Consider the following 23809-nt stretch of genomic DNA (forward strand, 5'->3'; position numbering starts at 1 on the left):
TATATCGGGGAAATCGGAGGCATATCATGGCAGACACACTCGACACGCCGCCGCTCGACGACGGCCCCCTCGCTACGTCAAAACATCGAAGCGCCGCAGTCGACGCCACGACAGAGACGCTGGTGGAGGCACCTGCGGATGGCAATGCCGATACGCTGATCGGGCGCAGTGTCACGATCAACCGCCCGCGACAGGAGCTGTTCGCCTATTGGCGCGATTTCGCCAACCTGTCGACCTTCATGGAGAATGTCGAGCAGGTCGAGAGTCTCGATGCGCGGCGCTCGCGCTGGGTGGTCAAGGCGCCGGCGGGCAAGACCGTCGAATGGATTGCGACAATCACCGAGGAAAGCGACGGCGCCTTCATCGCCTGGGCATCCGAAGCCGGCGCGGATGTGCCCAATAGCGGGCGTGTCGACTTTCGCGATGCGCAGGGTGAGCGCGGGACGATCGTCACCGCGACCATCCTCTACGATCCGCCGGGCGGCACGATCGGCAAGATCGTCGCCAAGCTGTTCCAGCGCGAACCCGCGATTCAGGCGCGTCGCGACCTGCGCCGCTTCAAACAGCTTATGGAAACCGGCGAGATCGCCACGGGCGCGCGCAGCCGCCGCCTCCAGGAAGAAGGAAAGAACTGATGCGCGCTCTGGCATGGCACGGGAAGCACGATGTCCGCGTCGACACCGTCGACGACCCCGAAATTCTCAATCCGCGCGATGCGATCATCAAGATCACGTCGACGGCGATCTGCGGCTCGGACCTGCATCTGTACGACGGTTATATCCCGTCGATGATGGCGGGCGACATCCTCGGCCATGAATTCATGGGCGAAGTGGTCGAAACCGGCCCCAAATCGACGCTTAAAAAGGGGCAGCGCGTCGTGGTGCCGTTCACCATCTCGTGCGGGTCCTGCTACCATTGCGGCAAGCACCAATATTCCGCATGCGACAACGGCCTGCCGGCCGATAATCAGGATATCGCGATGGCCGCTTATGGCCAGCCGATGTCGGGGCTGTTCGGCTATAGCCACATGACCGGCGGCTATTCGGGCGGCCAGGCGGAATATGTCCGCGTGCCCTTCAGCGACGTCGGCCCGCTCGTCGTTCCCGATGGGATTGACGACGACAAGGTGCTGTTCCTCTCGGACATCCTCCCCACCGGATGGATGGCGGCGGAGAATGCCGAGATCGAGCCCGGCGACACGGTCGCGGTATGGGGTTGCGGCCCGGTGGGGCTGTTCGCGGTGCAATCGGCCTTCCTGATGGGCGCCGAGCGCGTGATCGCGATCGATCATTTCCCGCGCCGGCTCGAACTGGCGCGCCAGTTCGGCGCGGAGACGATCAATTTCGAAGAGACCAAGACCTATGAGGCGCTGATCGAAATGACCGGCGGGATCGGTCCCGACGCCGTGATCGACGCCGTCGGACTGGAAGCGCACGGCGCGTTTGTCGACAACATCATCGATCAGATCAAGGCCTCGACCTTCCTCGGCACCGATCGCATCCACTCGATCCGCCAGGCGATCCACGCCTGTCGCAAGGGCGGGCGCGTCTCGATGCCTGCCGTCTATGGCGGCTTCGTCGACAAATTCCCGCTCGGTGCGTTCATGGAAAAGGGGCTGACGCTCAAGACCGGCCAGACGCATGTCCAGCACTACATGCCCGCGCTGCTCAACGCGATCATGGAAGGCAAGATCGATACGACCTTCCTGATCAGCCACATCCTCCCGCTCGAGCAGGCGCCCAAGGGCTATAAGATGTTCCACGACAACCAGAATGAAGTGACCAAGGTCGTGCTGAAGCCCGGCCTCTCGCTGGCAGCGGAGTAGGATCGTGGCAGACAAGCTCGCAATCGTCACCGGCGCCTCGACCGGGATCGGCTTTGAACTCGCTACCCTGGCGGCGCAGCAGGGGTACGACCTGATCGTGGTCGCCGACGAAGCGCTGATCGACGCCGCCGCGCGCGATTTCGGCCAGTTCGGGACGCAGGTCCAGTCGGTCCAGGTCGATCTGGCGACGATCGACGGCGTCGACGCGCTGCTGGCGGCGGCGGGTGGGCGGCAGATCGACTTGCTCTGCGCCAACGCCGGCACCGCGACGGGCGGGGCGTTCCTCGATATCGAAGTGGCCAAATGGCGCCATTCGGTCGACACCAACGTCACCGGCACGGTCTATCTGCTCCAGAAGGTGCTGGCGGCGATGGTCGCACGCAACGACGGCAAGATCCTCGTCACCGGATCGATCGCCGGCTATGTCCCCGGCAGCTTCAACGCGATCTACAATGCGACCAAGGCCTTCATCGACAATTTCACCGAGGCCCTGCGCAACGAAATCAAGGACGTGGACGGGGTCACGCTCACCACGCTGATGCCCGGGCCTACCGACACTGAATTCTTCGCGCGTGCCGACATGCTGGACACGTCGGTGGGCCAGGACGAGCACAAGGCCGATCCGGCCAAAGTGGCGAAGGACGGCTTCGACGCGCTGTTCGCCGGCAAGGGGCATGTCGTCTCCGGGCTGTCGAACAAGATACAGGTGCTGGGATCGGGCGTGGTGCCGCAATCAGTGCTTGCCGAGGCGCACCGCAAGATGGCCGAGCCCGGCAGCGGCGAGGAATAGCCGAACCGACGCGGGGCGGACGGGGCGACACAACCCCGCCCGCCCCGGCCATCCCCTGTGCTGACGCGCCTACTCGTAGCGCAGGGCATGGACCGGATTGGTGCGGGCGACACGGAAGGCATGCCCCCCGATCGTCACCACTGCGATCGCCAGGGCCAGCAGCCCGGCGGCGACGAAGGGCAGCGGGCCGAGTGCCATTCGCGCATCGAACTGGTTGAGCCAGTCGCGCATCACCCACCACGCGATCGGCCAGGCGATTACGTTCGCGACCACCACCGGCCGCGCGAACTGCCAGATCAACAGCCGGACGATGTTCCCCGTCCGCGCGCCCAGCACCTTGCGGATGCCGATTTCCTTGGTGCGACGCTCGGCGGTGAACGCGGCGAGGCCGAAAAGCCCCAGGCAGCCGACGATGATCGCCAGCAGCGCGAAGAGCGCGAACATCTGCCCCCGCGCCTCCATGCGACGATAGCCACGCTCGAGGATTTGGTCGGCAAAGCGCGCACCGAACGCCACGTCGGGCGCCATGCTCCGCCATATCCGCTCGATGTCTGCGCTGACCTTGGCCGGATCGCCCTTGAACCGCGCTACCAGCCAATGCGCGCTGTTGTCGTTCCAGTAGAACAGGATCGGCTCGATCGGCGTGTTGATCGGGCGGAAGCGCGAATCCGCCACCACGCCGATGATCGTGAGCAGCATCGAGCCGCCATATTCGTCCTTGGTGCCATAGCGCAGCGTCTTGCCCAGCGCCGCCTGCGGGCTCGCAAAGCCCAGGCGCTTCACCCCGGCTTCGTTGATCACGACATTGGCGCCGCGCGCCGCCAATGCCTTTTCGGCGGCGGGCACTTCGGGAAAGGGCGTCGTCATGTCGTCCGCGGGACGATTGCGATCGAAGGTCCGCCCGACGAGGGTGCGGATGCCCATGGTGGGGAAATAGCCCGGGTCGGCGGAATAGATGCCGATATCGACCGGATCGCTCCGGCCGGTGACCCGCACCGTCGTGCTGGACGTATTGTCGGTATTGACCGCGATGCCGGTGCGCCCGGCATTTTCGACACCCGGCAGCGCCTTAACTGAGCGGATCAGCGCCTCTTGCCGCCCCTCGAACGCTTCGGAACTGATGCCGCTGACCTGGACCAGCCCTTCGCGATCATAGCCCGGATCGAGATTACGGGCGTAGAGCGTCTGGCCATAGACCACCGCGGTACAGATCATCAGCCCGATCGACACCGCGAATTGCAGGATCACCAGCCCGCTGCGCAGCCGCCCGGAGCCTTCCGCCTCCGATGCCGACTTGTTTGCCTTCAGCACCCGCGCCGGCTCGAACCGCGACAGGTACAGCGCGGGATAAATCCCGCCCGCCGCGCCGACCAGCACGATGAGCGCGAGGACCGGCACCAGCATGCCGTCGCGGCCCAGATAGTGGAGTTCCAGATCGGCATCGAGGAACTGCGCGAACCAGGGTAGCGCGACCTCCGTAAAGGCGAGCGCAGCGAGCATCGACAACGCGGCAAGCAGCATCGATTCGCCCAGAAACTGCGTAACCAATTGCCGCCGCGTCGCGCCCAGCACCTTGCGCAACGCGACTTCGCGGGCGCGCTGGCTGGCGCGGGCGGTGGCGAGGTTGGTGAAATTCATGCACGCCATTGCCAGGATCAGCAGCGCCACGATCGCGAACGTGGCGATCGTCGCCGAGTCATTGCCCGTCGTCATCGCCGCGCGCTGTGCCTTGCCCAGATGGACGTCGCGGACATTGACCAGCGCATAATCGCGCTCGTCGCCGATATTCTGAGGCTTTCCTTCATCATAAGTATCTGGAATATTGCGCTTTTCCCATGCGGTCATCTGGGTATTGAGCGCCGCCACATCCACGCCGGGGCGCAGTTTCACATACACCCATCCGCCGGTCCAACCCCATTGGGTGAGGAACTCGGCATTGTGCCCCTGCGCATAGAGGCTCGGGAAATCGGCGCGGATCAGCGTATCGATCGCAAGGTGCGAGTTCTTGGGCAGATCCTTGAACACAGCGGTGATCCGGTAATCCGCCTTCACCCCCATCGCCATCGCGGTGAGCGTGCGCCCGATAATGTCGGTGGTGCCGAACAGCTTGGTCGCCTGGCTCTCGCTCAGTGCCACGGTGCCGGGCTGGACCAGTGCCTGATGATCGCCCCGCGCCATCGGGAGCGGCAGCACGTCGAAGAACGGGCTGTCGGTCAGCCCGGCATCGTCGGTGGTATAGGCGCGCCCGTCCTTCAGCAGCGTCACGCGCACCCCGCCACCGAAATAGGTGGCATGTTCGATTTGCGGGAAGTCCTTCAGCAGCGCCGCCTTGGTCACGTACGGTGCGCCCTGATTCTCGAAATGGTCCGACGTCGTCTTGCTCTGATAGGTCGACTGGAACTGATAGATCCGATCGTTGCCGGGCAGCCATTCGTCATAGCTGCGCTCGTAGCGGACATAGAGCAGGATCAGCAGGCACGCCGCCAGCCCGATCGCGAGCCCCAGAATGTTGACGACGGCATAGACCTTGTTCTTCGACAGGGCCCGCAGACCGACGGTCAGGTAATTGCGCCACATGGCTCTGCTCCTATTCGTAGCGAAGGGCGTGGATGGGGTTGGCCCGGGCGACGCGCAGCGCGTGGCCCGACACGGTGGCCAGCGCGATGCCCAGCGCCAGCAGGCCCGCCAGCGCGAACGGTGTGGGCGTCAGCGCGATGCGCACGTCGAAGGTGTTGAGCCAGTCGCGCATCGCCCACCATGCCGCGGGCCAGGCGACGAGGTTGGCGAGCACCACCGGCTTGGAGAATTGCCAGGCGAGCAACCGGACGATGTCGTGCACCTTGGCGCCCAGCACCTTGCGAATGCCGATCTCCCTGGTCCGCCGCTCGGTGCTGAACGACGCGAGGCTGTAGAGCCCGAGGCACGCGATCAGCACCGCCAGCAGCGAGAAGGATGCGAACAATGCGGTGCGCGCGCGATCGGCGGCGTAGAGCTCGCTGACGATATCGTCGGCGAAGCGCGCCTCGAACGGGATTTCGGGCTCGAACCGTCGCCAGACCTTGCCCAGCGCCGCCATCACTTCGCCCGGCCGGGCGTTCGCGTAGCGGACGAGGACCTGATTGGTGCGCGTCGCATCATAGCAATAGACGATCGGCTCGAGCGCATCGCGCGCAGTGCGAAACCGCGTATCCTCGACAACACCGACGATCGTGGCGGGCGCCAACCCAAAGCCGCCAAATCCGATCCGCACCGTGTGGCCGACCGCCGCGCGCGGATCGCGATAGCCGAACTTGGCGGCGGCGGCGCGATTGACCACGACATTGGCGCCGCGTGCCACCAGATCGGCTTCGGGCATTTCGGCTACGCGATCGGCCGCAAAGCGGTCCCCCAGCGCGCGCCCGGCAAGGAGCTTGATCTCCATCATCTGGAGGAAGTCGGCATCTACGCCGTAAAGCCCCATCGACAGGTAGTCGCTGGCCCCCGCCGCCTGCATGAGCGCGATCGACTTGTCGGTCGCGGCCAGCCCGAGCCCGGTGCGGCCGACGGCCGTGACGCCGGGGATCGCCAGGATGGCGGTGCGTCCGGCTTCGTATTCGGCGCCCTGGGTAAAGCGCCAGGCATTGGCGATCTGGACCAGGCCGTTGCGGCGATAGCCGGGATCGACCGTCTCGACATACAGCGTCTGCGACCAGATCACCCAGGTAGAGGCGATCAGCCCGATCGCGATCGCGAACTGGAAGACGACCAGCGCCATGCGGAACCGGCCGTTGCCCGGCGTCTCGACTGTCGATTTGTTGGCGCGGAGCACTTCGGCGGGACGAAAGCGGCTGAGATAGAATGCGGGGTACAGCCCGCCGAGCAATCCGGTCGCGGCGAACAGCCCCAGCGCCGGCCACAGCATGCCGCCCTCGCCCAGATAAGCGAGGTGGAGATCGGCCCCGATCCACGCCCCAAGACGGGGCGTCGCCAACTCGACGATCGCGAGCGCCAGCAGCATCGCCGCCGCCGCCATCACCAGGCTTTCGCCCAGGAACTGGACGATCAGTTGCCCGCGCGACGCGCCGAGCACTTTGCGCAGCGCCACCTCGCGCGCGCGCTGGGTGGCGCGCGCGGTCGACAGGTTGACGAAGTTCATCACCGCCATGCCGAGCGTCAACACCGCGACCACTGCGAAGGTGGCGAGCGCGCGCGAGTCTCCCGCCGGCGTCAGCGCCCCCTCCCGTGCGGTGCCCAGGTGGACGCCGGTCAACGGCATCAGCGCGAAATCGAACAGGTCGGACATCGTCGCCGGCTTGCCGTCGATCACTTCGCTCGGGATGACGCGCTTCTCCCAGGCCGGCAGCGCGGCGTCGATCGCCGCGGCGCTCACGCCGGGGCGCAGCTTGACGTAATGCTGCTGATTGAGATTGCCCCAGCCCTTATAGGGGCTCTGCACGGGGTCGCGGACGCGGATGAGGCCCAGCTTCAGGCTGGTGTTGCGCGGCAAATCGCGCAGCACGCCCGTGACGCGGAAGTCGCGCTTGCCATCCCCTGCGCCGAGAGTGAGGACCTTGCCGAGTGCGTTGGCCGTGCCGAACTGGCGGATCGCCTCGCTTTCGGTGAGCACGAGCGCATCCGCATCGCGCAGCGCGTCCGCCGCCGAACCCTGCGCGAAGGGCAGATCGAAGACCTTGAAGAAATCGCGGTCGACGCCGGCCCAGTCGATGAACATCGGCTGGCCGTCATGCTCCGTAACGGTCTTGCCCGAAGCGAGCGCGGTCACTGCCTCGAGCTGGGGAAAGTCCGCAGCGAGCCGCTCGCCGAGCGGATAGGAACTGGCCTGCGTGAACACGACCGGCTGGCTCGGCGGATGGATTGTCGCCTGAACCTGATAGACGCGACCGCTGTCCGGCAACCAGCCATCGTAGCTGCGCTCATAGCGGATATAGCCGAGGATCAGCAGGCAGCCGGCAAGGCCCAGCGCGAGCCCGCCGATGCTGATCGCCGCATAGACGCGGCTCTGCGCCAGCAGCCGCAGCGCGATCACCAGATAGTTTCGCCACATCGCCGATCCCCCCTTTTCCGCTCCCCCTCCGCTGAAGGAGGAGCGAGATTCTCAAGCCGCGCGGCGCTGTTCCTGCAGGATGCGGCCGTCGAGCATGTTGACGATGCGCCCGGCATAATCGGCATGCGCGGGCGAGTGCGTCACCATCACGATCGTCGATCCCTCGCGGTTCAGCGTCTGGAGCATCCGCATCACTTCCTCGCCATGGTGCGTGTCGAGGTTGCCGGTGGGTTCGTCGGCAAGGATCAGATGGGGACGCGCCACCAGCGCGCGGGCGACGGCGACGCGCTGTTGCTGGCCGCCCGACAGCTGGCTGGGCCGGTGCTTCGCGCGGTGGGCGATGCCGACCTTGTCCATCACTTCGTCCACTCGCGCGCGGCGCTCGCCCGCGGAAACCGAATGATAGAGCAGCGCCAGTTCGATATTGTCGCGCACGCTCAGTTCGTCGACCAGGTTGAAGCTCTGGAAAATAAAGCCGATGCTGCGCTTGCGGACGTCGGCCAGCTTGGCTTCGGACAGCCCGGCGACTTCCTGCCCGTTGAACACATAGCTGCCGCTCGACGGGCTATCGAGCATCCCGATCATGTTGAGCAGCGTCGATTTGCCGCATCCCGACGGCCCCATGATCGCCACGAACTCGCCATCGGCAATGTCGAGGTCGATTGCATCCAGCGCCGTGGTCTGCACCGTGTCGGTGCGGTACACCTTTGAAAGCGCGTGCATCGTCAGCATGGGATTCCCTTTCTTCGCAATCATTTGGAGAGGTCCAGGCGCGTCTTGTCGGTAAAGCCGGTATAGGGGGAGGTGACGACCTTCTCGCCGATATCGAGCCCTTCGAGAACCTCGACGAACTCGGCGTTGCGGCGGCCCATCCGCACGCTGCGCTTGACCGCGCTGCGCCCGTCCGGGGTCACCACGAAAATCCAGCTGCCGCCGGTATCGTTGTAAAAGGCGCCGTTGGGCACGAGCAGCGCCGGCGCCGGATCGCCCAGCGTCAGCCGCGCCGCAAGCGTCTGGCCGCGCTGGATATTGGCGGGCTCGGCACCGATGAACTGGAAGTCGATCTGGAACTGGCCGTTCTGGACCTGCGGATAGATTTTGGTGACGCGCGCCGCATAGCGCCGCCCCCCCGATTCGATCGCCGCGCGCTGCTGGAGCTGGACGCGACCGAGGTAGAATTCATCGACTCCGGCGATCAGCTTGTTGCGGCCCGGGCTGTCGATCTGCCCCACGCGCTCGCCGCGCTGGAGCGACTGGCCGACCTGTACCGAAAAGCCCGAAAGCTGCCCGGCCACCGGTGCGCGAAGCTGGAGCGCGTCCAGATTGGCGCGCGCGATCGACAGCCCCGACTGCATCGATTGCGCCGCCGCCTGTTGCTGTGCGAGCTGGCTGCCCTGGAGCCGCGCGTCGGTCGCCTGGCTGCGCTTGAGCGCTTCGTAGTTGCGCTGGCGGTACGCATAGTCGTCGCTAGTGTCCGAAAACTGCTTGGCAGTGACGAAGCCGCGCCCCGCGAGCGGCTTTTCGCGCTCGAACTGCCGCCGCGCCTTTTGCAGCGCAAGGCCGGCCTCGAGCAGCGCGCGCTCGTTCGCAAGCCGGGTCTGCGCCAGCGCCAGTTCCTGGCTGCGCATATTGTTGATCTGCTGCTCGACTTCGGTCTGCCGCGCGAGGGTGGAAAGCTGGAGTTCGGCGTTGGAGAGCAGCGCGATCGGCTGGCCCGCCGCGACGGTGGCGCCGTCCTCGACCAGCATCTTCTCGACCCGCCCGCCCTCGACCGCGTCGATATAGACCGTCAGCAGCGGCGTGACGCGCGCGCGCACCGGGATGAAATCGTCGAACGTGCCGCGCGCCACGGTGGAGATGGTGACGTGATCGGCGGTCACCGTCTGGCTCGTCCCGCTCGGCGCGAACCACCAGAAGGCCAGCGCCGCCGCCACGGCCAGCGCGCCGCCGATGGCGATTTTCCACCCCGTCGCCAGGCGGCGGACCGCGACCTGCTGGTCCATCCCGCTGCCGGTGACGGGGCCGGTTCCCTGATCTTTCTGCATCCGAACGACACCCATGCCCCTATCCTAGCAACCCGCGTGCCAAGCCCTGCGCGACGACGGCGGCGGCCCGCATCACCGCGCAGCGCCCGCGCAACCGTCCGATTCCGGGCAGTAGTGTCCGGAATCGAACGCTATCGCGATCGAGGCGAAGCCAATCCGCAGCCGGGCATCGACCGCATGCGCCTGCACGCCGATCTCGAGCGCAGCGGGCGCCACGGGCCGCGCCAGCGCCACCACGAGCAGCGCCGCCAGCACGATTCCCAACCCTGTCCGCCTGTCCCGCCACCGCACGCCCGCTTCCTCCTGATCGCTCGGGAACAGCAGGACGCGTGCCAACCGGGCCACCGCAACCCGTGTGAAATGGCACGCAAATTGATTACCGATGGCATAGTGGCGGCTGTAGGGGAGTGACGCATGGGGACTGCGCCGGAGTTCGAGTTCTGCGTCGTGATCGACGACGACGACGATATCCTGATGGCGTCGCGGCTGTTGCTGCGCCGGCTGTTCCGCGACGTCGCAATCGCTAACACCCCCGACGAGGCGCTGCCGCTGATTGCGGCCCGCACGCCCGATGTCGTGCTGCTCGACGCCAATTTCGCGCGCGGTGCGACCGACGCGACCGAGGGGCTGGCGTGGCTCGACCGGCTGCTGGCGATCGACCCCGAAATGGTGGTGGTGATGATCACCGCGCATGCCGGGGTGCAGGTTGCCGTCACTGCGATGAAGCGCGGGGCGACCGATTTCGTGTCGAAGCCCTGGTCGAACGACCGGCTGCTCGCCACCGTGCGCACCGCCGCGTCGCTCCGCCGCTCGCGCAGCGCGACCAATGCCCCCGCCCCGATCGCCGGCGGATCGCCGCTGCTCGGCGCCTCCCCCGCCATGGCCCGCGTCCATTCGCTGATCGCCCGCGCCGCGCCGACCGACGCCAATGTGCTGGTGCTGGGCGAGAACGGCACCGGCAAGGAACTGGTCGCGCGCGAACTCCACCGCCAGTCGCTGCGCGCGGACAAGGTGATGCTGACGGTCGATCTGGGCGCCGTGAGCGAGGATTTGATCGACAGCGAGCTGTTCGGCCATGTGAAGGGCGCTTTCACCGACGCGCGCACCGATCGCGTCGGGCGCATCCAGGCCGCCGATGGCGGCACGCTGTTCCTCGACGAGATCGGGAACCTGCCGCTGCGGCTCCAGCCGAAGCTGCTGACCGTGCTCGAGCAGCGCCGCGTGACTCCGGTCGGCGCGAACAAGCCCGTGCCGGTCAACATCCGCGTCGTCGCGGCGACCAATTTGCCGCCCGAGAAGCTCCGCGACGAAGCGCATTTTCGCCAGGACCTGCTGTTCCGGCTCAACACCGTCGAGATCGACTTGCCGCCGCTGCGCGAGCGGCCCGAGGACGTGCCCGAGTTGATCGACCATTATCTGGAGCATTATGCCCGGCGCTATGCCCGCCCGGTGCCCGCGCTGAGCCCGGCGGCCCGCCGCGCGCTGCTGACGCATCACTGGCCGGGCAATGTCCGCGCGCTCCGCCATGCGCTGGAGCGCGCGGTGATACTCGCGCGCGACGTGCCGCTGGAGCCCGACGATTTCGCGCTGGTCCCGGCGGCGGCGCGGGTCGTGGCGGCGGCACCGGCCCCGCCCCCCGCGCCCGACGATTTCAACCTCGAGCGCGTCGAGCGGCGGCTGGTCGAGGAGGCGTTGAAGAAGCATGGCTACAACATCTCGCTCGCCGCCGCCGAACTGGGGCTGTCGCGCGCCGCGCTGTATCGCCGGATGGAAAAGCATGGGCTTTGACACCCGCTTCACGCTCGGGCTGATCGGCTGGGTCGCGGCACTGGCGGTCGCGCTGCTCGGTTGCGTCGCGGCCATCGCCACGCCGGGGCTCGCCGCGGCGCGGATCATCGCCTTGTGCCTCGTCGTAGCGGCGCTGGCGGGGCTGTGGCAGCATGTCACGCGGACCAACCGCACCCTCGCGCGCTTTGTCGAGGGGGTGCGGTTCGGCGACACCGCGCTCCGCTTCGAAAGCGGCGGGGGCGCCAGCTTCGGGCGGCTGGGCGCCGCGATCAACGACGCGCTCGACCGGCTCCGCCAGGCGCAGGACCGCAGCGCGGGCGAGTTGCGCTATCTCGACGCGCTGGTCGACGATCTCCCGGTCGCGCTGCTGACCGTTGACGAGGCGGGACAGGTCGCGCTTGCCAATCGCGCTGCGCGGCGGCTGTTCACGGCAGCCCATGGCCGCCGTACCGAGGACTTCGCGGTCTATGGCGCCACCTTCGCGCGGCGGCTGGCGGCGGCGAGCGCGGGCGAGGAGCTGCTGATCCTCAATCTCGACGGGCGCAGCCAGCGGGTGCTGGTGCGATCGGCGCTGCTCGAACGGCTCGGGCGGCGGACCCGCGCCGTGAGCGTCCAGCCGATCCAGGGGACGCTGGACGCCGTCGAGATGGCGGCGCAGACCGATCTGGTGCGCGTCCTGACGCATGAAATCCTGAACTCGCTCACCCCGGTCACGTCGCTCGCCGACACTGCGTCGGACCTGCTCGCGGAGCCCGATCTGCCGCCCGACCCGCGGATTGCCGACGCCCGATCGGCGGTCGCGACGCTGGCGCGGCGCGCGCGCGGGCTGGGGCATTTCATCGAGGCATATCGCGCCGTCGCGCAGACGCCCGAAATCCGGCGCCAGCGCTTTGCGGCGGCGCCCTGGGCCGATGAGCTTGCCCGGCTGTTCGCCGCCGAATTCCCCGAAATCCCGCTGGCGCGCGACGTGGTGCCGGCGGGGCTGGCGCTGGACGCCGATCCGGACCTTCTGGCGCAGGTGCTGATCAACCTGCTGCGCAATGCGGCCCAGGCCGTCGCCGGGCATCCCGCGCCGCGCCTCGCGCTGCGGATCGCCGCCGAGCGCAGCGGAGCATCGATCGAAGTCGAGGACAACGGCCCCGGCATCCCGCCCGCGCTGCGGCAGGAGGTGTTCCTGCCCTTCTTCACGACACGCGCGTCCGGCACCGGCGTCGGGCTCAACCTCGCCCGCCAGATCGTCGTCGCGCATGGCGGCGCAATCGAAGTGGGCGACGCGCCCGGCGGCGGCGCGCGGTTTCGGATCCTGCTGTAGCTACGACCGCGCAGGCAGCGGTGGTACGCCCGGCGGGACCGCGGCGCCGCGCCAGCGCTCGACCGGCACCACTTCCAACACCCCCTCGGGCGAGCGCCGCCGCTGGATCAGCGTTGCGGCCTGCTGGCTGGTCTCGCCGATCGTCGCGCGGGTGCGGACCCAGAAGGTGTTCGAGCGGAACGACGCGCCCCAGGGCATCGTGACATTCTGGTCGGTCAAGTCCTTGAGCGTCAGATAGCCCTGCCGGGCGCGTACCGCCGCCAGCCGCGACGCCACCACCGGATCGCGGAACAGGATGCGCAGCATTTCCTCGTCCGCGGCATTGAGGTTGAGCGCCGTCCTGCCGGGCAGCGCCGTCACCAGCCGTTCGAGGCGGTCGGCCTTGGCCGGCTCGATGCCGGCCAGCCGCAGCGGGCGCAGGTCGGTGACGGGGCCTTGCAGCCGGACATATTCGACTGCCATGACGATCTGCTCGGGGGTCAGCCCGGCTTCGTTGCCGATCGTCTGGAACAGCACCAGCGACCCCGCCTCGCCGCTGCGCACTGCGTTGATGTTGAACCGCCCCTCGGCATCGGCGATCGCCAGGTCGAACGTCCCGCCATCGATCGGCGCGCCACTCTCCGACACCCGTGCCCAGGGCTCGCCCGCATGGTCGACATCGCCCGCGAGTTCGGCATCGCGGCGCAGCGCGGTGAGCGCCGACAATTCGCCGCCGCGCACCACCGCCAGCGCGCGCGACGACTCGCGCGTGCGCAGCCCCCGGTCGAGCGCCAGTTCCTCGCGGTTGATCATCAGCAGCACCAGCCCGCTCGCAATCGCGACGAACATCAGCACGTTGATCAGGATCATGCCCTGTTCGTCGTCGCGCACCGGCTTCATTGCGGCGGCTCCTGCGGGCGCGCGGGCAGCGCGATCACCCGGCGCAGCGATCCCGGCGCCCCGCCCGGCCCCTGGACCTGCATCTCCAGCGCGACCGCGCGCGGCCAGCGATCCTTGTCCTTGTCGCTGTCGCCAACGGGCCAGCGATCGACCCAGGCGCCGTCCCAGAAGCGCCAGCGCGCGGCGGCGACTCCCGCCAGCACCGGCTGCGGCGCCGGACCCGCGCTTCGCACCAGCGCGCCGCCCGCGACAACGTAGCGCAGCGGCACCGCCGCCCCGCCCATCCCCGGCGCGGCGCGGGTGAAAGACAGCGCGCCGCCACTCCCCTCGATCCGTCCCCCGGCAATCTGGTCGAGGTCGCTCGACACCACGAACATCGTGCGTTGGAGATCGGCCAGCCGGTCCAGCCGCTGCCCGGTGCGCCCCTGCACCTTGATGATCCCTTCGACCAGCGCGAGCCCCGCGACGGCGATCAGCGCGAACAGCCCCATCGAGATCATCAGCTCGATAAGCGTGAAGCCCTCTTCGCCCTGCGGTTTCACGACCCCGAGCTTATCGCGACGGTTTCATAGCCGCTTCCCGTTGCCGCGAGCACCGCGAAGTCGCGCGCCACCGAGCCATCGGTGCGAAACCGAACCGGACCGGTGACGCAGTGGAATCCCTTGCTGTCGAGCAGCCCCTCCGGCCCCAGCATCCCGGCGCCGCGCAGCGTGTTGGCGATTCCCGCAGCGTCATAGGCGAGCGCGGCGATCGCGCCGGGATCGCCGCCGTTGCGCGCGGCATATTCGCTGGCAAAAATACCGAACGCCGCCGGATCGGGGCTGGCGATCCACGCCCCCGCCAGCGTTTCCAGCGCCTCGGGCCGATAGTCGAGCCCCTGCATCGTGCCGAGCAACTGGATGCCGCTCGCCTTCAGGTTGCGCGCCGCCGCGAGCACGGGCTCGCCGCTGCCGGCGATCAGCACTGCGTCGGGCGCATCGCCGGCATCGGGAGTCGGCTGGCCGGGGCGCACTTCGAGCACGCGGATGCGCAGCCCCAGCTCACGCTCGGCCTGCCCCGCCGCCACAGACGCCGCCGCGCTCCAGGCCGAACCGTCGTCGATCACTGCCACCGACCGGACGCCGCGCGACCGGGCATAGCGCAGGATCGCACTCGTCACCTGCCCCGCGGTGATCCCGAAAATATAGGTGCCGGGGCTGCGCAGCACGCTGTCGTTGCTGAACGCGATGATCGGCACGCGCCCGGCGATCGTGCTGGACACCGCAGGCACCTCCGGCGCGCCCAGCGGTCCCAGGATCAGTGCGGGCCTGATCTTCAATGCCTCGGCAGCCGCGGCGGCGGCGCCCGGCGCGGTCCCCGCAGTGTCGAAAACGCGCACGAACGCACTGTTTTCCGCGAGCAACGCCGCCTGCCGCATGCTAAGGCCAAGCTGCGCTCGCGGCCCCGTGAGCGGCACCAGCAGCGCGACCGGACGCTTGTCCTTCTTGTCGGCTGCGAGCGCGAACGAGGGAAGCACGACCGATGCCGCTGACGCGACCAGTCCCGATTGCAGCAATGTCAGCAGCGACCGCCGGTCCATTGCCGACTCCGGATTTTGGGGGTGTGGCACGCCGGCCTATTATCGTGTTCGCAGCGCTCGGCATAGGGGCGTATCTGCTCGCGATGGTCGTGACGATGCCGGCCAGCGTGCTCTTCCGCAACGCCGCCTGGCGGTCGGGCGTGGCGGGCACAATATGGCGCGGCGAAGTCGGGCTGGCGGGGGGAAGCCGCTTCGAATGGCGGATGGCGCCGCTGCGCTCGCTGCTGTCGCTGGGCTTCGCTGCAGACTGGAAGGCGGTGGGTCCGAACACCGATCTGGGCGGCCGGATGCTCGCACGGCCCGGCGGTCGGATGGTGCTCGATCATGTCAGCGGACGCGCCGACGGCGCGCTGCTCGCGGCGCGCCAGCCGAACCTGCCCTTCACCTGCGACCTGACCATGCAGGTCGAGATGGAGCGCATCGTGGTGGGCGGCGGATCGGGCCGCGTGGTCGAAGGGAAAGCGATGAGCGATCCGGGAAGCTGCCGCGCCAAGACCGGCGGCGGCGCGGCGAGCGCGGTTCCGGCGCTGATCCTCACGGCCGACCATATCGGCGACAAGACGACGCTCCGCATCGCGCCTGCGACGCAGCGGCGGCGGGTGCTGGTGGACGCGGTGCTGGAGGAGGACGGGACACTCGACCTGGGCGTGACGCCGGAGGGCGCGGCTGCGCTGCCATTCCTGGGGATTCCGGGGGGGAGCCGGATCAAGGGGGCGATGTAGGGGAAAGCGGTGGGCGATCCATAGGCCCCGCGTATCAGTTTTTACCGTTCTCTTGCGGCTGCTTACCAGATGATTTCGATGAGATTTCCCCGTTTGCCGGCAGCGCCGCTGTCGTGGGAATGCCCAGTTCGTACGTGCCATCCCATTGCCGCTCGGCAGATGTGGAATAGGTGATGCCCGGCACCGCGCTGCGAAGATCGCCATTTTCCTGTGCGTGACATCCGTCGCCTTGGCAGTTCCACGCCATGCCACCGTTCCCCACCACGTTGATCGTCACGGTACGATCGGCGGGCAGTATCGCACCCGCAGGGACAATCGTGCGGGTGCCGAAGGTCAGCGGCTTACGCATGGCGTGAATGTTCCCGACCAGCGACAGGATGATGGCATTGTCCGGCGCATCTATCGCCGCCCAGCGCTGCGCCATCGCCGCATTGCGGTCTTGTCCCCTTAGGGTCGAGCGCCCGACATCAGATGCAACCACGCCGGTAATCTGTCCTGCTTGCTTCATGGCCCGCAACCGTTCGAACAGCCGCAGAAAGGCGGTGCTGCCACGGCCATCCTGCACCCCGGAGGTGAACAGAGACACCTTCAGCAGCGCGCTTCGAGCGGCAGCGCCTCCATCGGAGGCAAGGAAACTGTCGATCGCGCTCTGGTCATCGGATGGATATTCCAGAGCGACTTTCACCGGACGTCCGGTCAGGCTGGCGAGGCAGACCAGATTGGCAAAGGCGTCAGGGGTCTCGTTCGTCCCATGCATCTCGCCAACAATCACCCATCGGATGCTGGGCTGCCACAGCGCTGCGGCCCCCGGTACCGGCGAACAGACGGGTGCCATGGCCCCAAACAGCGCGGCGATTGCGGCCATCATACTGGACTCTCCCCTCGATATTGGGTCGAGTTTCGCACTGCTCGCGAACGGTCGCAATCAGGATCGCTAGGCAGGCTTCTGCGTCTCAATCCTCCCCCTGGCGGGTGAGGATAGAATGCCCCCCCTAAATCGTCACCAGATTGTTCAAATTGATGATCGGCAGCAGGATCGCCAGCACCATCATCAGCACCAGCCCGCCCATCACCAGCAGCACCAGCGGCTCGACCAGCGCCACCAGCGTCGCGACCAGCGCGTCCAGTTCGCGCTCCAGTTCGGTCGCCGCCCGACCCAACGCGGGGGCCAGCCGTCCGCTGCTTTCGCCCGAGGCGACGATCGCGACCAGCATCGTGGGGAACACCCCTGCCTCCTGCATCGCCGCGCGCAGCGAGATGCCCTCGCGCACCCGCTGCGCCACGCCGACCGCCTTTTCGCGCACCCAGCGGTTCGGCGTCACCGCCGCCGCCGCGTGGAGCGCATCGACCAGCGGCACTGCGCTCCCCACCAGCGTCGCGAGGCTCCCGGCGAAGCGCGCCGCGCTCAACTGGCGGCTGAAGCGGCGGAACGGGCGGCGTTCGCTGAACATGCGGTCCATCCGCAGCCGGTTCGCGGGCACCCGCACCCAGCGGCCCCACAGCATGAACCCCACCGCCACGCCCAGGATCAGATACAGCCCGAAATTCTGGAGGAACCAGCTCACCCCGATCAGCAGCCGGGTCAGCAGCGGCAAATCGGCCCCGCGCGACACGAACACGCGGACGATGTCGGGCACGACATAGACCATCAGCAGCGCCATCATCCCGAACGAGACGACCGCAAGCAGCGCCGGATAGAGCAACGCCAGTTGCAGCTTCTGCCCGTTCGCCTGCCGGTTCTCGACGAACTCGGCGAGGTGGTTGAGCACGTCGGGCAGCTTGCCCGAAGCCTCTCCCGCAGACACCGATGCCCGGTAAAACTCCGGGAAGGCCTTGGGATGCGCCGCCAGCGCGGTGGCAAAGCTGCGCCCGTCGAGGATCGCGCCGCGCACGTCGAGCAGCAGCGAACTGACCTTGGGTTGTTCGGATTGCGTCGCGACCAGCCGCAGCGATTCCTCGATCGCGATGTCCGATCCGACCAAAGTCGCGATCTGGCGGGTGATCGTCGCCAGCGCCTTGGGCGAGATCGTGTCGCGGTTGAGACGCGGCAGGCGGATGCCGCCCAGCACCGCCCCCGCGCCCGCCGGCTCGACCGACAGCGGCAGCAGCGCCCGTTCGCGGAGCAATGCGCGGGCGGCGGCGGGGCTCGACGCCTCGATCACGCCGCGCTTTGCCGCACCGCTGCGGTCGGCCGCGCGATAGGCATAGGCAGTCATGGGCGGCCTCCCGCCGGGTCAGAGCGCGACATGGAGCACCTTGCGTTTGCGCGCATCGACATCGGGGGCAAAGGTCACCTGCGCCCCCTCCACCGCTAGCAGCCGCATATAGCGCCGCGACCGGCTGACCACGCGCGCCGCCCGCGTCTCGGGATCGACATAGGCCAGCGCATAGCGTTGCCCCAGCCACCCGCCGCGCTTGATCGGGATCAGATAGCCGTCGCCATATTCCAGCGGCGAGGGGTCGAACCGCCCCCGGATCGCCCGCCCGCCAAGCTGGACACTGCACACCAGCGTCCCGCCCGGCCCGACCCGGTTGCAGTCATAGAAGGTCAGCGCCACCGCCTCAGGCCTCGTCGCGGACGACACGGGCGACTTCCTCGACGGTGGTCACACCGCTGCGCACCTTCTCCACGCCATCGTCGAGCAGGCTGGGATTGTCGATCCGCGCGTGCGCCTCCAACTCGGCTTCGGAGGCGCCGTCATGGATCAGCTTCTGGAACTTGTCGTCCACCGCCACGACTTCGTACAGCCCGGCACGCCCGCGATACCCCTCGCCATGGCATTCGTCGCAACCGACCGCGCGCCACAGCTTCTTGCCCGGCTTGATCGCCCCGCCCAGCAACAGCGAATCCGCCTCGGTCGCACGGTCCTCACGGCGACAAGTGGGGCACAGCCGCCGCACCAACCGCTGCGCCGCCAGCCCGACGACCATCGGCGCGAGCAGATAGCGCTCGACACCCATGTCGATCAGCCGCGTCACCGATCCCACCGCGCTGTTGGTGTGGAGCGTCGAGAGCACGAAATGCCCGGTCATCGACGATCGCACCGCGACCTGCGCGGTTTCCTGGTCGCGGATTTCGCCGACCATGATCACGTCAGGGTCCTGCCGCAGGATCGCGCGCAGCCCGCGCGCAAAGGTCAGGTCGGTGCGCGGGTTGACCTGGGTCTGGCCGATGCCGGCCAGTTCATATTCGATGGGGTCTTCCACCGTCATGATGTTGCGCTTGCGATCGTTCAGCCGGTTGAGCCCGGCATAGAGCGTCGTCGTCTTGCCCGAACCCGTCGGGCCAGTGACGAGCAGCATCCCGTGCGGGCGTTCGAGCAGCCGGTTGAACACCGCGCGATCGCGGTCGCTCATACCCAGCACTTCCATGTCGAGCCGCAGCGATCCCTTTTCGAGCAGGCGGAGCACCACGCGCTCGCCATGCTGGGTCGGGATGGTGGAGACGCGCGCGTCGACGTCGTGCCCGCCGATGCGCAGGGTGACGCGCCCGTCCTGCGGAATGCGCCGCTCGGCGATGTCGAGCTTTGCCATCACCTTGATCCGGCTGACCAGCAAAGGCGCGAGCGCGCGCGGCGGCTCGATCACGTCGCGCAGCACGCCGTCGACGCGGAAGCGCACGACGAGCCGCTTTTCCTGCGTCTCGATATGCACGTCCGACGCGCCTTCCTTGATCGCCTCCAGCAGCAGCGCGTTGATCAGGCGGATGACGGGGGCGTCGTCGCGCGTATCCAGCAGGTCGTCGATCGCGGCGGCGCTGTCGGCCAGCGCGGCGAGGTCCATGCCGCCCAGATCGATGTCCGCCGCCGCCCCCGCGCCGCTATAGGCCGTGCCCAGCGCGGCGTCGAAGGCATCGTCCGCAACGCGCACGAACCGCGCGCCGGGCACCAGCCGTTGCACCTCCAGCAGCCCGTCCAGACCCGCGCTTGCCCGGTGGACGCATTCGGTCGTGCCATCGGCACCGGGGCGCAGCAGCACGCCGTGGCGACGCGCGAAGCTGTAGGGCAGCGTCGCGACAGGGTCGGCAAGGATCATGCGCCCAACTCCACGCTGGCGGAGACGCGGCCCGTAGCGGGGCGGCGCTGGATCGTCAGGCTGCGAACGCGCAGGTCGCTGGTCGCCGCAAGGTCGGCGATCCAGGCGAGCAGCGTCTCATAGGTCGCGTCGGCGATCGCGACGCGCACCCCGCCCGGCACCGCTTCCGGCGTTACCACCAGCCCCAGCCCGGCGGCGGCATCGCCCGCGACCTTTGCGGGAGCCCCCTCGCGACGCGGCGCCTTCGTGGCGGTCAGCGTGCCCGCGGCGCGGATGCGCGCGCTCAGCGTCTCATAGGTGCGGATGTCGGCCAGCGCCTGCGCGCGCGCCGCCTGGAGCGGCTTGACCACCCCGAACACCAGCGTCGCGCCCACGAGCAAGGCGCCGAGCACCGCCACCAGCACGCGCTCGCGCTGGCTGAGCCCGCGCCACCAGTCACCGAAGCGCGCGAGGACGGGCATGTGCGTCACGATCCTTGTCCTGCGTTGCGCGCCGTGATGCGCAGCCCGCCATCGGGCGTCTGCGTCACCCGGCCCGAAATCCGCGCCGATCGCAGTGCGGCGTCGATCCGCGCCGATAGCGAGGGGTCGGTGCCATCGACGTCCATCGTCAGCGTGTTCGCCTGAAACCCGATGCTGCGCACCGCGAACCCGCCCAGCGGCGCCAGCGCGCCCGACAGCCGCGTCAGCAGCGGCAGGAACGCATCGGGTGGGGCGCTGCTGCCGCGCGGCAGCAGGTCGGCGACGCTCGCGGCCAGATCCTCGCCCAGATTGGCGCCGGGCGCGGCGATGGCGGCCAGCGCGCGGGTATCCGCGGCGCGGCTATCGGCGATGCGCCGGAGCATCAGCGTGTCCGCCCCCGCGATCACGATATGCGCCGCAGCGCCGATCGCGACGATCCATCCGAGACGCCGCCACAGCGCAGGCGTCGCCGCGCGGCGCCGGGCATAGCGCCCCTGCCGCAGGTCGAGCGCGGGGACGTGCAGCCGCGCCGCCATCGCGCCCGGACTCACAATCGCGGTATCGGCGGCCATCTCGGCGGGAAGCGGCTCGCCACAGCTATGGACCCGCGGTCGCCCGGCCGATTCCCATGCCGGCACCAACAGCGCGGCGGGAACGGCAAAGCCGATGCCGGCGCCCGATCGCACCAGCGCCCGCTCGCCCGCGCGCTCGACCGACCATTCGCCTTCGGGCGGCAGCGGCAGGGCCAGCGCGTCGGGCACGATCGCGGCATCGCCGAGCCCCGCCGACTCGGCAATCTCGACCCAGCGTGCCATCACCTCGTGCGCGACGATACCGACCAGATATCTTTTGGGGCTGGTTTCGGCGCCCAATGCCAGGTGAACCGACTCGACCGGCTCCGCCACCATGTCCTCGATCGCGAAGGGCAGCGCCTCGAGCCGTTTCGCGCGGCTGGGCAGCGGCAGGTCGACATCGATCAGCCGCACCTGCTCGGTCGGCACCAGCATGGTTGCGGGTCCGCCCGGCTCGGCTATGATCAGCCGTCCGCCCGCCAGCGTCCATATACCCGGCGTGTGCGGTTCGCCCGCGTCTGGCGCGCCGATGGCGCTGGGAGTGGTTGTCACATTAGCTTCATGGGCAGGACGCATGGGGCGGGGATGCGCATAGAATTGAAACAGTTTAGTGACATCGCACCGCGGGACGCGACAAGCAAGCATCGCGCGGCGCCGCAATCGGGCCCCGCGCCACTTTCGGTGCCCGATTCCGAAGCCGGGCTGACGCTGGTCGAAATGATCGTGGTGCTCGCGATCATCGCGCTCGTCGCGGCGCTGATCGTGCCCAATGTGATCGGGCGCCCGGATCAGGCGCGGGTGACGACGGCGACGACCGACCTGTCGACGATCGCCAGCCAGCTCACCACCTATCGCCTCGACAATGGCGCCTATCCCACCACCGAACAGGGGCTGAAGGCGCTGGTCGAAAAGACCACGACTCCGCCGCTGCCCGCGACTTTCCCCGATGGCGGCTATCTCTCGACGATGCCGCAGGACCCGTGGGGCAAGCCCTATGTCTATGAATCGACCGGCGGCAGCTATCTGATCAAATCGCTGGGCCGCGACGGCAAGCCCGGCGGCGAAGGCGTCGACGCGGATATCGAGCGAAAGCACTGATGCCCGTGGGGGGGGCCGGCATCATCAGGCGCCCGCGCGATGGCGAAACCGGCATGACGCTGGTCGAAATGCTCGTCGTTCTCGCGATCATCGGGGTGATGGCCGGGGCGGTGTCGATCGGTATCGGCAGCGTCACCCGCGCCCCCAGCGTCGAGACCGAGGCGCGCCGACTCGCCACCCGGCTCCAGGCGGCGGCCGATGACGCGATGCTGGGCGACCGGCTGATCGCCTTCACTGTCGAGAAGCATGGCTATGGCTTCGCGACGATGACCCCCGATGGCCAGATGATCGCGCGCACCGACGATGCACTCGGCTTTCACAAGCTCCCCACCGGCATGACCGTGACGCTGACCGTCAAGCCGCCGGTGATCCTGGGCGTCGACGGATCGGGCCGCCCGATGGCCGCGACGGTCGAGAGCGGCAGCCAGCGCTGGCTCGTCACCTATGACGGCATGACCGCAACCGCCGTGAAGGCGCCAGCGGCATGAAAAATGAAGACGGCTTCTCGCTGATCGAGGCGCTGGTGGCGCTGGCGGTGCTCGCCATCGCCACGGTCGGGCTGATGCGCACCGTCGAATCGCATATCGATTCGATCCGCGGCGTGGAGCGCCGCACCACCGCGATGTGGGTCGCCGAAAATCGCCTCGCCGAACTGGAGGCACGCGCGCCCGCAACCGCGGAGCAGGTCGAGATGCTGGGCCAGCAATGGCAGGTCAAAGTCCTCCGGCGCACCACCGACGATCCCGATATCGAGCGCGTCCGGATCGAAGTTACGCCTGCAAACGAAACCGCGCCCCTTGCATCGCTCGACGGGTTCGTGGACGGGCGCAAGGGATGATCGCGCTCCCCGCCCGCCCCGCCCTGTCGCCGCGCCAGACGCGCACCCTGCTGGACCTGCTGACGGGCGCCGTCATTGTGTCGGTCGCGATCGCGCTGGCGGGGCTGACTTGGCGGATCGCCGGCCATGCCGGGACCGGCGCGATTACCGTGCCACCGATGCGCAGCGGCCCCGCCGCGGCGCCCGATATCGCACCGGCGCTGGCGCTGGCGCCGTTCGGCAGGCAGGCGGCGGGCGACGCGACCCAGCGGACGGCATTGCCGCTGGAGCTGAAGGGTGTGGTCGCCGCGGTTCCGGCTTCACTGTCGACGGCGTTCATCGCGGAGGGCGGGCAGCCCGCCAAGCCCTTCCATGTCGGCGAAATCGTCGGCGGCGCGACGATCCAGTCGATCCTGCGCGACCGGGTGATCCTGGCGGTGGGCGGGCAGAACCAGTTCCTCGCCTTCCCCGATCCGACGCTGTCGCCCGAACAGCGGCAGGCGGCGGCACAGGCGCAGAGCCAGAGCCAGCCCCCGGTGCAGCCGCAGGGCGCAGTGCCCGGCCCCGGCCAGCCGCCCTCGCCCGCCGCACCTCCCGTGGCGAACAGCGCGGCGGTGCTCCAGCGGCTCGACGCCGCGCCGGTGAGCGGCGGCTATCGCATCGGCGAGAACGGCCCGCCGGGGATGGTCGCGGGCGACGTCGTCCAATCGGTCAACGGCACCCCGCTCAGCGATCCGCAAGCCGCCAATGCCGCCTTCGCCGCCGCCCAGGCGAGCGGCTCCGCCCAACTCCAGGTCATGCGCGACGGCAAACGCCTCACGCTGACCGTCCCGCTTCGCTAA

24 protein-coding genes are annotated in these 23809 nt (G+C 68.5%); 10 read left to right on the plus strand and 14 right to left on the minus strand.

Annotation, left to right across the window (positions count from 1 at the left end; all coding sequences use genetic code 11):
* The first annotated feature begins 26 nt into the window (after positions 1-26).
* Genes TS85_RS10695 through TS85_RS10705 form a run of 3 tightly spaced genes read left to right on the plus strand, consistent with a single transcriptional unit; the run spans position 27 to position 2615 of the window.
* A complete protein-coding gene (locus TS85_RS10695) occupies positions 27-635 on the plus strand; it encodes an SRPBCC family protein (protein WP_044332099.1) in 609 nt (202 codons plus the stop codon).
* Positions 635-1825, plus strand: coding sequence for a zinc-dependent alcohol dehydrogenase (locus TS85_RS10700; RefSeq protein ID WP_044332100.1), 1191 nt, complete (start codon positions 635-637; stop codon positions 1823-1825). The genes TS85_RS10695 and TS85_RS10700 overlap by 1 nt, the downstream gene beginning before the upstream one ends.
* A 4-nt stretch (positions 1826-1829) precedes the next feature.
* Entirely contained in the window at positions 1830-2615 is a 786-nt protein-coding gene (locus tag TS85_RS10705) for an SDR family NAD(P)-dependent oxidoreductase (RefSeq protein WP_044332102.1), read from the plus strand.
* Between the two features lie 69 nt (positions 2616-2684).
* On the opposite strand, the gene TS85_RS10710 is transcribed toward TS85_RS10705, so the two are convergent.
* The 5 genes from TS85_RS10710 to TS85_RS10730 form a co-directional block, all read right to left on the minus strand.
* The gene (locus TS85_RS10710) at positions 2685-5192 is read right to left on the minus strand and encodes an ABC transporter permease (protein WP_044332103.1); all 2508 of its coding nucleotides are present in this window, start codon (positions 5190-5192) and stop codon (positions 2685-2687) included.
* A 10-nt stretch (positions 5193-5202) separates the two neighbouring features.
* Positions 5203-7659, minus strand: a complete 2457-nt coding sequence (locus TS85_RS10715; RefSeq protein ID WP_044332104.1) for an ABC transporter permease — start codon at positions 7657-7659, stop codon at positions 5203-5205.
* Positions 7660-7710: 51 nt separating this feature from the next.
* Complete coding sequence (locus tag TS85_RS10720) at positions 7711-8391, minus strand: ABC transporter ATP-binding protein (RefSeq protein ID WP_044332105.1); 681 nt, start codon at positions 8389-8391, stop codon at positions 7711-7713.
* A gap of 20 nt (positions 8392-8411) precedes the next feature.
* Positions 8412-9704, minus strand: coding sequence for an efflux RND transporter periplasmic adaptor subunit (locus tag TS85_RS10725; RefSeq protein WP_227698756.1), 1293 nt, complete (start codon positions 9702-9704; stop codon positions 8412-8414).
* 72 nt (positions 9705-9776) lie between these two features.
* A complete protein-coding gene (locus TS85_RS10730; RefSeq protein WP_044332107.1) occupies positions 9777-10040 on the minus strand; it encodes a hypothetical protein in 264 nt (87 codons plus the stop codon).
* A gap of 78 nt (positions 10041-10118) precedes the next feature.
* Here TS85_RS10730 and TS85_RS10735 point away from each other — a divergent pair, with 78 nt between their 5' ends.
* Together TS85_RS10735 and TS85_RS10740 are read left to right on the plus strand one after the other, a co-directional pair.
* Positions 10119-11492 (plus strand): sigma-54-dependent transcriptional regulator, encoded by a 1374-nt coding sequence (locus TS85_RS10735; RefSeq protein WP_044332108.1) that lies wholly within the window; start codon positions 10119-10121, stop codon positions 11490-11492.
* A complete protein-coding gene (locus TS85_RS10740) occupies positions 11482-12804 on the plus strand; it encodes a sensor histidine kinase (protein WP_044332109.1) in 1323 nt (440 codons plus the stop codon). Before TS85_RS10735 ends, TS85_RS10740 begins: the two co-directional genes overlap by 11 nt.
* On the opposite strand, the gene TS85_RS10745 is transcribed toward TS85_RS10740, so the two are convergent.
* Genes TS85_RS10745 through TS85_RS10755 form a run of 3 tightly spaced genes read right to left on the minus strand, consistent with a single transcriptional unit; the run spans position 12805 to position 15262 of the window.
* Entirely contained in the window at positions 12805-13683 is an 879-nt protein-coding gene (locus TS85_RS10745; RefSeq protein ID WP_044332110.1) for a type II secretion system minor pseudopilin, read from the minus strand.
* A complete protein-coding gene (locus tag TS85_RS10750) occupies positions 13680-14225 on the minus strand; it encodes a PulJ/GspJ family protein (protein ID WP_227698757.1) in 546 nt (181 codons plus the stop codon). The genes TS85_RS10745 and TS85_RS10750 overlap by 4 nt, the downstream gene beginning before the upstream one ends.
* Positions 14222-15262: an ABC transporter substrate-binding protein gene (locus TS85_RS10755; protein ID WP_044332111.1), complete on the minus strand. Its 1041-nt coding sequence runs from the start codon at positions 15260-15262 to the stop codon at positions 14222-14224. The genes TS85_RS10750 and TS85_RS10755 overlap by 4 nt, the downstream gene beginning before the upstream one ends.
* Before the next feature lie 44 nt (positions 15263-15306).
* On the opposite strand from TS85_RS10755, the gene TS85_RS10760 reads away from it, so the two are divergent.
* Entirely contained in the window at positions 15307-15984 is a 678-nt protein-coding gene (locus TS85_RS10760; RefSeq protein WP_227698758.1) for a type II secretion system protein N, read from the plus strand.
* Positions 15985-16018: 34 nt separating this feature from the next.
* Here TS85_RS10760 and TS85_RS24085 read toward each other — a convergent pair whose 3' ends face one another.
* From TS85_RS24085 to gspL, 6 genes are all read right to left on the minus strand, one after another.
* Positions 16019-16852: a hypothetical protein gene (locus TS85_RS24085; RefSeq protein WP_052507849.1), complete on the minus strand. Its 834-nt coding sequence runs from the start codon at positions 16850-16852 to the stop codon at positions 16019-16021.
* A gap of 124 nt (positions 16853-16976) precedes the next feature.
* Positions 16977-18200, minus strand: a complete 1224-nt coding sequence (locus TS85_RS10770; RefSeq protein WP_044332112.1) for a type II secretion system F family protein — start codon at positions 18198-18200, stop codon at positions 16977-16979.
* A gap of 18 nt (positions 18201-18218) precedes the next feature.
* A complete protein-coding gene (locus TS85_RS10775) occupies positions 18219-18569 on the minus strand; it encodes a hypothetical protein (RefSeq protein ID WP_155006374.1) in 351 nt (116 codons plus the stop codon).
* On the minus strand, positions 18547-20019 hold the full coding sequence (gspE, locus tag TS85_RS10780) for a type II secretion system ATPase GspE (RefSeq protein WP_044332114.1): 1473 nt from the start codon (positions 20017-20019) through the stop codon (positions 18547-18549). The genes TS85_RS10775 and gspE overlap by 23 nt, the downstream gene beginning before the upstream one ends.
* Positions 20016-20480: a type II secretion system protein GspM gene (gspM, locus tag TS85_RS10785; protein ID WP_044332115.1), complete on the minus strand. Its 465-nt coding sequence runs from the start codon at positions 20478-20480 to the stop codon at positions 20016-20018. Before gspM ends, gspE begins: the two co-directional genes overlap by 4 nt.
* Positions 20481-20485: 5 nt before the next feature.
* On the minus strand, positions 20486-21604 hold the full coding sequence (gspL, locus tag TS85_RS10790; protein WP_227698759.1) for a type II secretion system protein GspL: 1119 nt from the start codon (positions 21602-21604) through the stop codon (positions 20486-20488).
* A 129-nt stretch (positions 21605-21733) separates the two neighbouring features.
* Here gspL and gspG point away from each other — a divergent pair, with 129 nt between their 5' ends.
* The 4 genes from gspG to TS85_RS10810 are packed head-to-tail and all read left to right on the plus strand — an operon-like array spanning position 21734 to position 23809.
* A complete protein-coding gene (gene gspG, locus TS85_RS10795) occupies positions 21734-22150 on the plus strand; it encodes a type II secretion system major pseudopilin GspG (protein ID WP_044332116.1) in 417 nt (138 codons plus the stop codon).
* The gene (locus TS85_RS10800) at positions 22150-22638 is read left to right on the plus strand and encodes a prepilin-type N-terminal cleavage/methylation domain-containing protein (RefSeq protein WP_044332117.1); all 489 of its coding nucleotides are present in this window, start codon (positions 22150-22152) and stop codon (positions 22636-22638) included. Before gspG ends, TS85_RS10800 begins: the two co-directional genes overlap by 1 nt.
* Entirely contained in the window at positions 22635-22988 is a 354-nt protein-coding gene (gene gspI, locus TS85_RS10805; protein WP_044332119.1) for a type II secretion system minor pseudopilin GspI, read from the plus strand. The genes TS85_RS10800 and gspI overlap by 4 nt, the downstream gene beginning before the upstream one ends.
* Entirely contained in the window at positions 22985-23809 is an 825-nt protein-coding gene (locus TS85_RS10810) for a type II secretion system protein N (protein ID WP_052507850.1), read from the plus strand. The genes gspI and TS85_RS10810 overlap by 4 nt, the downstream gene beginning before the upstream one ends.

Source organism: Sphingomonas hengshuiensis (genome assembly GCF_000935025.1).
Lineage (GTDB): Bacteria > Pseudomonadota > Alphaproteobacteria > Sphingomonadales > Sphingomonadaceae > Sphingomonas > Sphingomonas hengshuiensis.